The following is a 13203-nucleotide window of genomic DNA, read 5'->3' as shown; positions in this document are numbered from 1 at the left end:
CGGTCAGCCCTCCGCCCGACCCCGGACCGCCGCGCTCAGCGCGTACGGACCACCTGGCTCCGCTTGCGCCGCCACAGCGCCACCGGCACCACACCGGCGAGGGCGAGCGCGTTCGACGCGTTGGTCAGGGCCGCGGCGGACGGCGCCGGGTCGCCCAGACCGGGCTGGTCGAAGGTGTCCGGGACGGGCAGCGTGCCCCAGCGGTTGATCGGCCACGCCTTGACGATGGCGCGCCCGACGACCTCGTCCACCGGGACCATGCCCTTGTTCTTGTCGCCCTGGTTGTACCGCGAGTCGCGGGAGTTCTGCCGGTGGTCGCCCATCACCCAGACGTAGCCCTCGGGGACCTTCACCTTGAACTGGCCGCCGTTGTCGTCCTGGCTGCACGGGGTGTTGCCCGGGTACACGTACGGCTCGTTGAGCGCCTTGCCGTTGACCTTCAACGGGCCGGTGCCCTTGCACTCGACCGTGTCACCGCCGACCCCGATGACCCGCTTGATCAGGTCCTTCTCCTCCGCGGACGGCATCAGGCCGATCCAGCTCAGGAACGTCTGCAGGGCGTTCGGGTCGAGCGTGGGCTCACCCGCCAGCCAGTCCGCGGGGTCGTGGAAGACGATGACCTCGCCGCGGTCCGGCTCCGAGCCGAACCAGGGGGTGAGCTTGTCGACGAGGACGCGGTCACCCTCCTGGAGGGTGTTCTGCATCGAGTCGGAGGGGATGGAGAACGCCTGCACCAGGAACGTCTTGATCAGCAGCGCCAGCACCAGCGCGATACCGATCAGGATGGGCAGTTCCTTCCAGAAGGAGCGCTGCTTGCGCTGCGCCCGCTGCCCGTCCGCCGCGCCTTCCGGCTCCTGGTCCGGCTCCCGCTCCGGTTCCTGATCCCCGGTCTGGCCGCCGCTCGGCCGCGGGCCCTGGCCCTGTTCGTCCGTCACCTTGCCGTCCTCGGTCGCCCGGGTGTCACTCCCGGGGGTTCCGGCGCCGTCCGCGGCCGGGGCCGCCGCCACGGGATGTCCGCGGTGCTCCTCGCCGTCGTGCCCGGACCGTGCGCCAACCGCCACATCCCCCACGCCAACTCCTCACTCTCTGCCGCCTGCCACCCCATACCCGGCGCAGGCCCACCACTCCCATAACGAGCGGGAGTTCCGCAGGGCTCGGGAGCTGCATCATTCCGTCCGGGGTCGTCCCCGGGTCGGGGGCAACCCTATGCGACGGCCGGGGAGCCGCGGTCGAGCCGGGCGACGCGTCGGACACCGACGCATAGGTGTTCGGTTCCTCCAGCGTGCTCCAGCGGCCCAGCGGCCAGGCGATGACGACGGCCCGCCCGACCACCTCGTCGACGGACACGGTGCCGCCGTAGTCGGTGGCCTGGTGCGAGCGGGAGTCCGCGGAGTTGCCCCGGTGGTCGCCCATCACCCACAGCCGCCCCTCGGGGACGGTGATGTCGAACTCCTCCCGGGAGGGCTCGTCGCCGGGGAAGAGATAGTCCTCGTTCAGGGGAACGCCGTTGACGGTGACTCGCCCTTGCGGGTCACAGCACGTGACGTGGTCCCCGCCGACGCCGACGACCCGCTTGATGAGGTCCTTCTCGTTGTCGGACGGCAGCAGCCCGATGAAGGTGAGCCCCGCCTTGATCTGCTTGATGACGACGGGGTCGTCCTTCTTCTGGGTGGTCTGCTCGTCCTTCAGCCAGCCACCGGGGTCCTTGAACACGACGACGTCCCCGCGCTCCGGCTCCGAGCCGAACCAGGGCGTGAGCTTGTCGACCAGGACCCGGTCACCGATCCGGATGGTCTGCTCCATCGAGCCGGACGGGATCACGAACGCCTGCACCAGGAACGTCTTCAGCACGAGCGCTATCAGGACGGCGACACCGACGAGGAGCGGGATCTCCTTGATGGCGGAGCGGCGCCTGCGCCGCTTGACCTTGCGCTGCAGCTTGCGCCGCTCCGCGCGGCTGCGGCCACCGGACGGCGCCGCCGCGCGCCGGGTGCCGGTGGGCAGCAGGTTGTCGGCGTTGCCACCCGACCCGCGCGGTTTGCCACGGCTACCCATGGGCGCCGTCCGCCGCGGGCACGCGCGCGTAGGCGCCGGGACGCTCCAGCCGGGTGAGGTGGTCCAGCGGCCACACGATCCACTCGGCCCGGCCGATCACCTGGTCCACCGGGACCATGCCGCCGCCGGGTGAGCCGAGGTGGTCGCGGGAGTCGCTGGAGGCGGCACGGTGGTCACCGAGGACGAACAGCGCGCCGTCCGGCACGACGACGTCGAAGCGGACCGCGGACGGGCTGTCACCGGGGTACAGGAAAGCCGACTCGTCGACGGACTCCCCGTTCACCTCGATCCTCCCCTTCCGGTCGCAGCACACCACGCGGTCTCCCCCCACGCCCACGACGCGTTTGACGTAGTCGGCGTTCCCGAAGTACCCCGTGCCGTCGAACACGACGACATCACCGCGCCGCGGCTCGGCACCAAAACGGTACGCCAACTTGTTTACGACGACGCGGTCCCCGATCCTCAATCCGCTTTCCATGGATCCGCTGGGGATCTGGAACGGCTGGGCCACGAACGCGTGCAGGAACAGCAGGAAGAGCAGGCAGAACAGCGCGGTCAGCGTGGTCCGCCCGCCGGGGAGCCAGTCGCCGAGCCGCTTCGGCAACGCGAAGCGCGACCGCCCCTCCGGCTCCCCCGGCTCCGAGTCCTGCTCGGGTCCGCCGGGGTGGGAGGAGCGGTCGCGCTCCGTCGGCTGTGCTTCGGTGTCCATCGAGGCCAGATGCTATCCGGCCCCGACGAGCACCTCTCAGGCGCGCTCAGTTCTCGCGCTTCTCCTTGATCTTGGCGGCCTTGCCGCGCAGCTCGCGCAGGTAGTACAGCTTGGCGCGACGCACGTCACCGCGGGTGACCAGCTCGATCTTCTCGACGATCGGGGTGTGCACCGGGAACGTACGCTCGACGCCGACGGAGAACGACACCTTGCGGACCGTGAAGGTCTCACGGACACCGGAGCCCTGGCGGCGGATCACCACGCCCTTGAACTGCTGCACACGCGAGCGGTTGCCCTCGATGACGCGGACGTGGACGTTGACGGTGTCACCCGGGCGGAAGGCCGGGATGTCGCTGCGCAGCGACGCGGAGTCGACGGTGTCGAGCAGGTGAGACATGAGGTCTGCTTTCCTCGCTGATGCCACAGGTCATCAACGGAAACTAGGTGTTTCGGTAGAGGGGCCGTGCGCGTCGGGGCGGGCGTCGTGTCCCCCTGTGGCAGGGGCGCACGCCGGACGGCGCACAACAGCGGCCTATTCTTCCACGTCCCCGACCCTGCGCCAAAATCGGCCGTACGGCTCACCCTGCGGGTCAGGTGCCCAGCCCAGGATGGAGAGCATCTCGCGGTCCTTCTTGTCGAAGGCCTTGGGGTCGCACCGCTCGATCAGGTCGGGCCGGTGGGCGGTGGTCCGGCGCAGCGCCTCGTCGCGCCGCCAGCGGGCGATCTTCCCGTGGTGGCCGCTGAGCAGCACCTCGGGGATGCCCCGCTCCCGCCAGAGCGGCGGCTTGGTGTAGACGGGCCCCTCCAGGAGGTTCGCCATGGCGCCGGGCGCGAAGGAGTCGTCGCGGTGCGACTCGGCGTTGCCGAGGACGCCGGGCAGCAGCCGGGCCACGGCCTCCGTGATGACGAGGACGGCGGCCTCGCCCCCGGCGAGGACGTAGTCGCCGATGGACACCTCGTACACCGGCATCCGGGTGGCGTACTCGTCGATGACGCGGCGGTCGATGCCCTCGTAGCGGGCGGGCGTGAAGACCAGCCAGGGCCGCTCGGACAGCTCGACGGCGAGTTCCTGGGTGAAGGGGCGGCCACTGGGCGTGGGGACGACCAGGACGGGCTGCCGGGCGCCCCGCTCGTAGCCGTCGGCCAGCACGTCGTCGAGGGCCTCGCCCCATGGCTCGGTCTTCATGACCATGCCGGGACCACCGCCGTAGGGCGTGTCGTCGACCGTGTTGTGGCGGTCGTGGGTCCACCCGCGCAGGTCGTGGACGCGCACGTCGAGCTGGCCACGCGCGCGTGCCTTGCCGACGAGGGAGACGTTCAGCGGGTCCAGGTACTCGGGGAAGATGGTGACGACGTCGAGCCGCATCACGCCTCGTCCCTGTCGGAGGCGGTCTCCGCGCGGTCGTCGATCAGTCCCGGCGGCGGGTCGATCACGGCCCGCTGCTCCGCCAGGTCGACCTCGGTGACGATCTCCTCGACGAACGGGATGAGCACCTCGCTGCCGTCGGGCCGCTCGACGATGAACAGGTCCTGGGAGGGCAGATGCGAGATCTCGGTGATCCGGCCGATCCCGGTGCCGTCCGTGGTGACCACGTCGAGGTCGATGAGCTGGTGGTCGTAGTACTCGTCCTCGTCCTCGGGCGTCTCGTCCGGGTCGACGTCGGCGATGAGCAGGGTGTTGCGCAGCGCCTCGGCGCCGGTGCGGTCCCGGACGCCCTCGAAGCGCAGCAGCAGGCGCCCGCTGTGCACCCGGCCCGTCTCGATGGTCAGCGGCCCCACCGCGGCGGGGTCGGTGGCGAGGACGGCGCCGGGGGCCAGCCTCAGCTCCGGTTCGTCGGTGCGTACCTCCACGGTGACCTCGCCCTTGATGCCATGGGCACGACCGATCCGCGCGACTACGAGCTGCACTGTCCTAGATCTCCTGTCATACGACCACGGGCCGGGGACGGCCCAGAGTGGCCCTCCCCGGCCCGAGCCGGTGCTGTTTGTGACGTCAGCGAACGTCGTCCACGTCGACGAGGTCGACACGGACACCGCGGCCGCCGATGGCGCCCACGACGGTGCGCAGGGCACGGGCGGTGCGGCCGTTGCGGCCGATCACCTTGCCGAGGTCGTCGGGGTGGACCCGGACCTCGAGCACCCGCCCGCGACGCAGGTTGCGCGAGGCGACCTGTACATCGTCAGGGTTGTCGACGATGCCCTTAACGAGGTGCTCAAGAGCCTCCTCGAGCATCATCAGCCCTCGGTCGACTCGGACTCAGCCGCGGCCTCGTCCTTCTTGTCGGCCTTCTTCTTCTGGGTGATGGCCTCACCCTTGCCCTCGTCGTCACCGGCGAGCGCCTCGAACGACGGACGCGCGGACTTCGGCTCGGCGACGAGCAGCGGCGCCGGGGCGGGCTCGCCCTTGAACTTCTGCCAGTCGCCGGTCTTCTTCAGGATGGCGAGCACGGGCTCGGTCGGCTGGGCGCCGACGGAGAGCCAGTACGCCACGCGCTCGGCGTCGACCTCCATCACCGACGGGTTGTACGTCGGGTGGTACTTGCCGATCTCCTCGATGGCCCGGCCGTCACGGCGGGTACGGGAGTCGGCGACGACGATGCGGTAGTGAGGCGAACGGATCTTGCCCAGACGCTTCAGCTTGATCTTGACTGCCACGGGAGTGGGTTCTCCTGGATTTGACGTGGGTGGGCACGGCGGAACTGCCGCGTGGGGTTGCGGTACCCGAGTGCCCGATGGACGCGTCAGCCGGAGGAGAGAGGGGTCCTGTGCGGCTGTCGAGTACAGCCGCCCATTCTGCCACACCCCGGGGCGGGATTCCGACCGAGGGCCGCCGAGGGCACGCCTGACCCGCACGCGGCGCCGCCTGAACCGGCGCCGCGTGCGCGGCCTGGCGTCCGGGACGGAGCCGACGCGGCTGCCACGAGCAGCCGCGTCCTCAGCCCGCCGCGGCGCCCACGACCTCCGGGATGCGGAACGGCTTCCCGCAGCCCCCGCACACGATCGGCGCCTGGGCGAGCACCGACGGCACGACCCGCACGTTGCGGCCGCAGTCGCACACCGCCTTGACCCGGACGCCGCCCCCGGAGGAGCCGTGCCGGGCCGCCGGACCGCGGAAGCTGCGGGCCGTGTCGGCGGAGGTGGCCGCGGTGTGCGCCTTCAGCGCGCGCTGGAGGCGCTCGATCGTCGGGCGGTAGCGCCGCCTCGCCTCGGGGTTGAGCGTGACCAGCGAGAAGCCGCTGCTGGGGTGCGGCTCCTCGGGGTGGTCGAGGCCCAGCTCCTCGGCGATCGCGAGGAATCTGCGGTTGTGGTACCGGCCCGCCCGGGAGGTGTCGCGGATTCCGCGGGCGGCGGCGATGCCATGGACTGCCTCATGGAGCAGTCGCTCGAAGGAGAGTTCGTGACCGCAGGCGGACGACGACTCTCCGATCAGTGACTCGGGCGCGGCAAGATCCGGCAGCTCGGGGTGGTACCGCTGAATGTCGGCCCACGCCTGCGCCAGCTCTGCGGCGAGAACAGGTGGTGTCGTGCTCACGTAATGACAACGAGCCGGGGGCCCGCTGTGTTCCTATTCCGGGCCATCCCAAATAATTTGCACGTACCCGTCAGTTGCCGCTGATGCGTGCCGACGAGGGCGGGTGCGCTGATCTGCGGAGAAGCGGCGCAGCTCCTCCCAAGGTGGTACGTAGCCTGACGTACGAACCGGCGCGTGAATGACGTACCCGCGCCGGGAGGCGTGCGGTGCGCGCGGGCGCAAGAGGCGTTTCGGTCGCACTCGTCCGCGCCCCGGCACCTCAATAAGCGCGCGCGACAACCGCGACGTTACCGGGCGCGTCATCGGCGTCCGGCACCGACCCGTCCTCGGCGACCAGACACCGCACCGTCACCCCCTGCTCCGCCAGCCTGGCCTCGCCCTCCTCGCCGAGCACCGCCCACGGGATCCGCGCCCAGCCCCCGGCGGCAGCCGCCGCCACGGCCTCCTCGACCGTGCGCACGTCGGCCGTCCGCGCCTCGCGCCGCTCCCGGGACTGCCGCAGGAGCAGCGCCTGGTCCTCCTCAAGGACGACGGGCAGCAGCCCGGCGAGCGCGTCGACCGCCACCGGCTCCTTGCCCCCGGGCACGCGCCGGGCCAGCATCGCGGTGCCGCCCTCCAGGTCACGGGGCCCGATCTCGACCCGCACCGGCACGCCCTTCAGCTCCCAGTCCACCGCCCGCCGCCCGAACGGCGTGTCGGTGCGGTCGTCCACCCGCACCCGCAGCCCCGCCGCCGAGAGCCGCTCGCCCACCTCGCGGACCTTGGCCAGAACCGCCTCGTCCTCCTTGATCGCGAGGACGACCACCTGCACGGGCGCCAGCCGCGGCGGCACCCGCAACCCGCTGTCATCACCATGCGCCATGATCAGGCCACCCACCATCCGCGTGGACGACCCCCAGGACGTCTGCCAGACGTGCTCCTGCTGGCCGTCCCCCGACAGGTACTGGATGCCGAACGCCTTGGCGAAGTTCTGCCCCAGCTCATGGCTGGTGCCCATCTGGAGGGCCTTGCCGTCGCCCATCATCCCCTCCAGCGTGAGGGTGTTGATCGCCCCCGCGAACCGCTCCCGCGCGGTCTTGCGGCCCAGGACGACATCGATGCCGAGGACGTTCACCATGAAGTCGGCGTACACCTCCCGGTGGATGTACTCCGCATACGCACGCGCCTCTTCGTACGTGGCGTGCGCCGTGTGGCCCTCCTGCCACAGGAACTCCGTCGTACGCAGGAACACGCGCGGGCGCATCTCCCAACGCACCACGTTCGCCCACTGGTTGATCAGCAGCGGCAGGTCCCGGTAGCTCTGCACCCACTTGGCGAAGGAGGCGTTGACGATCGTCTCGGAGGTGGGCCGCACCACGACCGGCTCCTCCAGCTCCTTGCCGCCGCCGTGCGTGACCACCGCCAGCTCGGGCGCGAACCCCTCGACGTGCTCGGCCTCCCGGGTCAGGTACGACTGCGGGATGAACAGCGGGAAGTAGGCGTTGGAGGCGCCCGCGCGCTTGATCCGCGCGTCCATCTCCTGCTGCATCCGCTCCCACAGGCCGTACCCGTACGGTCGGATCACCATGGTGCCGCGCACCGGGCCGTTGTCGGCCAGCTCGGCCTTGCCGATCAGATCCTGGTACCAGCGCGGGAAGTCGTCCGCCCGCGGCGTGAGAACGGGTGCCTTGGCCATGGCGCGATGGTACGGGCCCACGTTGCCGGAATGTGAAATCTCGCCACATGGCGCCGGAACGCCCAAACCAGCCCCCTCCAGCACTGGACGCCACCGCGAGCCCGGAGTTTCCTGGCAGTACGGGGGGAGTTGCGAGCGCACGTCACGGGGGCCAGACAGACCGGCACTACGGCAACACATGGCGGATTGGGGCGCTATCGATGACACCTACGCTCGTGCGGCAGCACCTGCAACACGCGGGACCGGCGTCCCCCGTGGACCTGTGTGCACGCGCGCGTGACTGGTCGGAAATCCAGGAGCGGATGCTCGTCCCGCTCTACGAGGCCGTCTACGAGCGACTGGAAGTGGACCCTGGCACCCGGCTGCTGGGGCTCGGCTGCGGCAGCGGACTCGCCCTGCTGATGGCGGCCTCCCGGGGCGCGGCCATCACCGGCGTCGAACCCTCCTCCCCCGAACGGCTCGCCCTCGCCCGGGAGCGGCTGGCCCCCGGGCCCGCCGACACGCGGGGCGCACGCGCGCGTGAGGCACGCGTCCGGCTCGTGGACGGGCCGCCGCACGCCGCCGCCGACGCCCCGGAGCGGGCCGACGCGCCGCGGGCGCCGTACAACCTCGTGACCGCCTTCGAGCCGATCGGCTGTCTCGCGGGCGACGCGGAGGGGCTCGGTGAACTGCTCTCCGCCGCGGTGCCGCTCGCCGAGCGGGGCGCCCCGGTGGTGCTCGCGGGCTGGGGTCCGCCGGAGCGGTGTGCCACCGCCTCGGTGCTGCGGGTGGCCGCGAAGCTCGCGGACCCGGTGCGCGCGGCGGGCAACTGGCGCCCGGCGCTCCGCGACGACCTGGAGGAGGTCGCCCAGCGCGCCGGACTCGCCCCGGACGGCTCCGGACGCGTGGCCTGCCCGTTCGGCTACGCGGACCTCGACAGCGCGGTACGGGGTCTGCTGTCGACCGGCCTGTTCGACGCGGCGATCACCGCGACCGACCGGGAGCAGGTCGACAAGGAACTCACCGAGGCCCTGCACCCGCACCAGCGGAGCGACGGGACGGTGTGGATGCCGAACGTGTTCCGCTACCTGATCGCCCGCGTGCGCTAGGCGGCACGACTCGACGTGGTACGACGCCGGGAACGCCCGGCGTCGTCACCCTGCGGGCTGTCAGCCCATGAACTTCTTGAACTCGTCCGGCAGTTCGAAGTCCTGACCGGCCTGCTGGCCCGGGACGCCGAAGGCGTTGCCCTGGGCCGCCGCCGCGCGGCGGGCGGCCTCCTCCTGCTCCTGCTGCTTGCGCTTCATCGGGTTGCCGGAGCGCTGCTTGCCCTTGGCCTTCTTCGGCTGCTTCTTGGTGCGGCCGGGGCCGCCACCCATGCCCGGCATCCCGGGCATTCCCGGCATCCCGCCGCCCTGGGCCATCCGGGACATCATCTTGCGGGCCTCGAAGAACCGCTCGACCAGGCCCTTGACCGCGCTGACCTCGACACCGGAACCCTTGGCGATACGGGCGCGGCGCGAGCCGTTGATGATCGTCGGGTCCTGGCGCTCGCCCGGCGTCATGGACTTGATGATCGCGGCGGTGCGGTCGACGTCCCGCTCGTCGAGGTTGTTGATCTGGTCCTTGATCTGCCCCATGCCGGGCAGCATCCCGAGCAGCTTGCTGATGCTGCCCATCTTCCTGACCTGCTCCATCTGGGCCAGGAAGTCGTCCAGGGTGAAGTCCTGGCCCTTCTTGGAAGCCAGCTTGGAGGCCATCTTCTCGGCCTCTTCCTGGCTGAACGTCTTCTCCGCCTGCTCGATCAGGGTGAGCAGGTCACCCATGTCGAGGATGCGGGAGGCCATCCGGTCCGGGTGGAAGGCGTCGAAGTCGTCGAGCTTCTCGCCGTTCGAGGCGAACATGATCGGCTTGCCGGTGATCTGCCGGATCGACAGCGCGGCACCACCGCGGGCGTCACCGTCGAGCTTGGAGAGCACCACGCCGTCGAAGCCGACGCCGTCGCGGAACGCCTCGGCGGTGTTGACGGCGTCCTGACCGATCATGGCGTCGACGACGAAGAGGATCTCGTCGGGGCTGACGGCGTCCCGGATGTCCGCCGCCTGCCGCATCATCTCCTGGTCGATGCCGAGGCGACCGGCGGTGTCGACGATGACGATGTCGTGGACGCGGGTCCGCGCGTGCTCGATGGAGTCCTTGGCGACCTTGACCGGGTCACCGACGCCGTTGCCCGGCTCGGGCGCGTAGACCGCGACCCCGGCGCGCTCGGCGACGACGCTGAGCTGGTTCACGGCGTTCGGCCGCTGGAGGTCGGCGGCGACCAGCATGGGCGAGTGCCCCTGGTCCTTGAGCCACTTGCCGAGCTTGCCCGCGAGGGTGGTCTTACCGGCACCCTGGAGACCGGCGAGCATGATCACGGTGGGCGGGTTCTTGGCGAACCGCAGCCGCCGGGTCTCACCACCGAGGATGGTGACCAGCTCGTCGTTGACGATCTTGAGGACCTGCTGGGCCGGGTTCAGCGCCCGGGACACCTCGGCGCCGAGGGCCCGCTCCTTGACGTTCTTGATGAACGTGCGGACGACGGGGAGCGCCACGTCCGCTTCGAGCAGGGCGATGCGGATCTCGCGCGCGGTGGCGTCGATGTCCGCCTCGCTCAGACGCCCCTTGCCGCGCAGGTTCTTGAAGGTCGCTGAGAGGCGGTCGGAGAGAGTATCGAACACGGCGACGTCGGTCCTCGGGAGTAGGGGGCAGTCTGAGCGTCTTCCAGGGTATCCCGGCTCCACAAGTCGCCGTATCCGCTCAGCCGCGCAAAGTCTCCTCCAGCTTCCGCGCCACCGTGGCCGCCTCGTCGCCCGGCAGGGGGGTGCCCTCGGGGCCGGTGACGTAGAACGCGTCCACCGCGTTCGCGCCCAGGGTGCTGACGTGGGCGCTGCGGACGCGTACCGCCGCGTCCTCCAGGGCGCGGCCGATGCGGAAGAGGAGGCCGGGGGCGTCCTGGGCGCGGACCTCGATGACCGTGGCGAGGCGGGAGGCGGCCGGGTGGACGGTGACCCGCGCGGGCGGGGCGACGACGCCCCGGCGCCGCGGGTAGGCCGCGTCCCGCTCCGCGAGGCGCCCGGCGATGTCCAGGGAGCCGTCCAGGGCGCGCACCAGGTCGGCGCGGAGCCGGGCGGCCTGCGGCAGGGAGCCGTACTCGGCGGCGACCCGCCAGTTCAGCAGCAGGACGGAGCCGTCGACGCCGTCCGGCAGGTCAAGGGCGCGCAGCTCGGCGGTGCGGACGGTGAGCCGGTGCATGGCGAGGACCCCGGCGACGGCGGGCAGCACGCCCGACTGGTCGGGTACGGCGATCAGCAGCTCGACGCCGAGGGGTTCCGGTGCGCCGGACGCGGTCGCCTGCTCCTCCGTCGGCGGTTCGGTCTGGGCGCGCAGCGCGAGCACGGGTCCGCCGGTGGCGACGGCCTCGATGGCGAGCCGTTCCTGCTCGGCGGTGGGCGCGGCGGCCTCGGGTTCGTCGAGGTCGTCCCCGGCGAGCACCGCGGCGACGCGTTTGACCAGGTCGGCGACGAGTGAGCCGCGCCAGGAGGACCAGGCGGCGGGGCCGGTGGCGAGGGCGTCGGCCTCGGTGAGGGCGTGCAGCAGCTCCAGCGTGGACGGGGTGCCGACGGCCTCGGCGACGGACCGCACGGTGGCGGGGTCCTCCAGGTCGCGCCGGGTGGCGGTGTCGATGAGGAGCAGGTGGTGGCGGACGAGCGTGGCGAGCACGGTGACGTCCTCGCGGTCGAAGCCGATGCGGGCGGCGACGTCCTTGGCGATGATCTCCCCGGCGACGGAGTGGTCGCCGGGCCAGCCCTTGCCGATGTCGTGCAGCAGCGCGGCGACGAGGAGCAGGTCGGGGCGGCTGACGCGGCGGGTGAACTCGGAGGCGCGTACGGCGGTCTCGATGAGGTGCCGGTCGACGGTCCAGATGTGCACGGCGTTGCGCTGCGGTCGGCAGCGCGCCCGCTCCCAGTCGGGGAGGAGCTGGGTGATCAGCCCCTCCGCCTCCAGCGCCTCCCAGACCTCGATGGTGGGCCGTCCGGAGCCGAGCAGGGTGACGAGCTGTTCGCGGGCCTCGGCGGGCCAGGGCGTGGGCAGGGGGCGCACGGTGGCGGCGAGGCGGCGTACGGCGTGCAGGGAGAGCGGGAGTCCGGCCTGGGCGGCGGCGGCAGCGGCGCGCAGCGGCAGCACGGGGTCGCGGTCGGGGCGCGCGGCGCGGGCGAGCACCACCTCGCCGTCCTGCTCGACGACGCCCTCGGCGAGCGGGGAACGGTCGGCGACGGGTTTGCCGCCGCCCAGCATGGCGCGCAGCCGTGGCCGCACGGCGCGTGAGCGCAGCACGCGCCCCACTTCACGCCAGGTGACATCACTGGCGTACGAGATGACGCGGGCGGCCTCGTACACCTGGCGCAGCAGGGTGTCGGCGTCCAGCAGCCCCAGTTCGGCGGCGACCTGGTCCTGTTCCTGGAGGGCGAGCCGGTCGGTGGCGCGTCCGGTGGCCAGGTGGAGGGCGTCGCGGACGTCGAGGAGGCGGCGGCGGGCGTCGTCGAGGCCCTCGCGCGGGGCGTCCGCGAGCCAGGAGGCGGCGACGGCGCGCAGGGCGGTGGCGTCGCGCAGTCCGCCGCGGGCCTCCTTGAGGTCAGGTTCGAGGAGGTACTGCAGCTCGCCCTGGCGTTCGGCGCGTTCGGCGCAGAGTTCCTGGAGTTCGGGGAGGCGTTTGGGCGCCTGGTTGCGCCAGTCCGCGAGGACGGCGGTGCGCAGCGCGGTGGTCAGGCCGAGGTCTCCGGCGAGGTGGCGGGCGTCGAGGAGGCCGAGCTGGACCTTCAGGTCCTCCCCGGCGGTCCTGCGGGCCTCGGCGGGGGTGCGCACGGAGTGGTCGAGGGCGAGGCCGAGGTCCCACACGGGGTACCAGAGGCGGTCGGCGAGGGCGGCGATGGCCTTGCTGTCGGCGCCGTCGTGCAGCAGGAGCAGGTCGAGGTCGCTGCGGGGCGACAGCTCGCCGCGGCCGTAGCCGCCGACGGCGACCAGGGAGACCCCGCGCAGACCCTCGGCCGCGGCGGTGAACAGGCCGGTCAGCCATTCGTCGGTCAGTTCGGAGAGGGCGGCACGGCGCGGCGGCCCGGACCGCGCCCCCTCGGTGAGGAGGCGCAGCCGGGCCGCCGCGTAGCCGCTGGGTCCCGAGTCCTCTGCTTCGTTGTGCACGTCCGTACTCGTCAC

The 13203-nt window shown here is 71.9% G+C and carries 13 protein-coding genes; 1 reads left to right on the top strand and 12 read right to left on the bottom strand.

The window, feature by feature from the left end; genetic code table 11:
- Positions 1–35: 35 nt before the first annotated feature.
- The 10 genes from lepB (ACFQZ6_RS25550) to proS all read right to left on the bottom strand — a co-directional run bounded on the left by lepB (ACFQZ6_RS25550) (position 36) and on the right by proS (position 7971).
- Positions 36–1070: a signal peptidase I gene (lepB, locus tag ACFQZ6_RS25550; protein ID WP_381612987.1), complete on the bottom strand. Its 1035-nt coding sequence runs from the start codon at positions 1068–1070 to the stop codon at positions 36–38.
- Positions 961–2055: a signal peptidase I gene (gene lepB / locus ACFQZ6_RS25545; RefSeq protein ID WP_381612984.1), complete on the bottom strand. Its 1095-nt coding sequence runs from the start codon at positions 2053–2055 to the stop codon at positions 961–963. The genes lepB (ACFQZ6_RS25550) and lepB (ACFQZ6_RS25545) overlap by 110 nt, the downstream gene beginning before the upstream one ends.
- The gene (gene lepB, locus ACFQZ6_RS25540; RefSeq protein WP_381612981.1) at positions 2048–2764 is read right to left on the bottom strand and encodes a signal peptidase I; all 717 of its coding nucleotides are present in this window, start codon (positions 2762–2764) and stop codon (positions 2048–2050) included. The genes lepB (ACFQZ6_RS25545) and lepB (ACFQZ6_RS25540) overlap by 8 nt, the downstream gene beginning before the upstream one ends.
- A gap of 46 nt (positions 2765–2810) precedes the next feature.
- Positions 2811–3161, bottom strand: a complete 351-nt coding sequence (gene rplS / locus ACFQZ6_RS25535) for a 50S ribosomal protein L19 (protein WP_132855959.1) — start codon at positions 3159–3161, stop codon at positions 2811–2813.
- 135 nt (positions 3162–3296) lie between these two features.
- Positions 3297–4130: a tRNA (guanosine(37)-N1)-methyltransferase TrmD gene (gene trmD, locus ACFQZ6_RS25530; protein WP_381618635.1), complete on the bottom strand. Its 834-nt coding sequence runs from the start codon at positions 4128–4130 to the stop codon at positions 3297–3299.
- Positions 4130–4672, bottom strand: coding sequence for a ribosome maturation factor RimM (gene rimM, locus ACFQZ6_RS25525; protein WP_381612978.1), 543 nt, complete (start codon positions 4670–4672; stop codon positions 4130–4132). The genes trmD and rimM overlap by 1 nt, the downstream gene beginning before the upstream one ends.
- 85 nt (positions 4673–4757) lie before the next feature.
- Complete coding sequence (locus tag ACFQZ6_RS25520; RefSeq protein ID WP_030612780.1) at positions 4758–4997, bottom strand: RNA-binding protein; 240 nt, start codon at positions 4995–4997, stop codon at positions 4758–4760.
- Positions 4998–4999: 2 nt separating this feature from the next.
- A complete protein-coding gene (gene rpsP, locus ACFQZ6_RS25515) occupies positions 5000–5419 on the bottom strand; it encodes a 30S ribosomal protein S16 (RefSeq protein WP_381612975.1) in 420 nt (139 codons plus the stop codon).
- Positions 5420–5699: 280 nt separating this feature from the next.
- Positions 5700–6296, bottom strand: a complete 597-nt coding sequence (locus tag ACFQZ6_RS25510) for a hypothetical protein (RefSeq protein ID WP_210924515.1) — start codon at positions 6294–6296, stop codon at positions 5700–5702.
- A 259-nt stretch (positions 6297–6555) separates the two neighbouring features.
- Positions 6556–7971 (bottom strand): proline--tRNA ligase, encoded by a 1416-nt coding sequence (proS, locus tag ACFQZ6_RS25505; RefSeq protein WP_381612972.1) that lies wholly within the window; start codon positions 7969–7971, stop codon positions 6556–6558.
- 200 nt (positions 7972–8171) lie between these two features.
- On the opposite strand from proS, the gene ACFQZ6_RS25500 reads away from it, so the two are divergent.
- Positions 8172–9059: an SAM-dependent methyltransferase gene (locus tag ACFQZ6_RS25500; RefSeq protein WP_381612969.1), complete on the top strand. Its 888-nt coding sequence runs from the start codon at positions 8172–8174 to the stop codon at positions 9057–9059.
- A 60-nt stretch (positions 9060–9119) separates the two neighbouring features.
- Here ACFQZ6_RS25500 and ffh read toward each other — a convergent pair whose 3' ends face one another.
- Entirely contained in the window at positions 9120–10670 is a 1551-nt protein-coding gene (ffh, locus tag ACFQZ6_RS25495) for a signal recognition particle protein (protein ID WP_381612967.1), read from the bottom strand.
- A gap of 79 nt (positions 10671–10749) precedes the next feature.
- Positions 10750–13203 carry a [protein-PII] uridylyltransferase gene (locus ACFQZ6_RS25490; protein ID WP_381612964.1) on the bottom strand — a complete coding sequence of 818 codons (2454 nt, stop codon included), beginning with the start codon at positions 13201–13203 and terminating at the stop codon, positions 10750–10752.

Source organism: Streptomyces flavalbus (genome assembly GCF_042674625.1).
In the GTDB taxonomy this organism is placed as follows: domain Bacteria; phylum Actinomycetota; class Actinomycetes; order Streptomycetales; family Streptomycetaceae; genus Streptomyces; species Streptomyces flavalbus.
The sequence above is the reverse complement of the archived record's forward strand: the minus strand, read 5'-3'. Positions and strand labels throughout refer to the sequence as shown.

Bases quoted from the DNA above. Each gene is read 5' to 3' on its own strand.
- lepB (WP_381612984.1), bottom strand. From the start codon at position 2,055: ATGGGTAGCCGTGGCAAACCGCGCGGGTCGGGTGGCAACGCCGACAAC.
- lepB (WP_381612981.1), bottom strand. From the start codon at position 2,764: ATGGACACCGAAGCACAGCCGACGGAGCGCGACCGCTCCTCCCACCCC.
- rplS (WP_132855959.1), bottom strand. From the start codon at position 3,161: ATGTCTCACCTGCTCGACACCGTCGACTCCGCGTCGCTGCGCAGCGAC.
- trmD (WP_381618635.1), bottom strand. From the start codon at position 4,130: ATGCGGCTCGACGTCGTCACCATCTTCCCCGAGTACCTGGACCCGCTG.
- ACFQZ6_RS25520 (WP_030612780.1), bottom strand. From the start codon at position 4,997: ATGCTCGAGGAGGCTCTTGAGCACCTCGTTAAGGGCATCGTCGACAAC.
- proS (WP_381612972.1), bottom strand. From the start codon at position 7,971: ATGGCCAAGGCACCCGTTCTCACGCCGCGGGCGGACGACTTCCCGCGC.
- ACFQZ6_RS25500 (WP_381612969.1), top strand. From the start codon at position 8,172: ATGACACCTACGCTCGTGCGGCAGCACCTGCAACACGCGGGACCGGCG.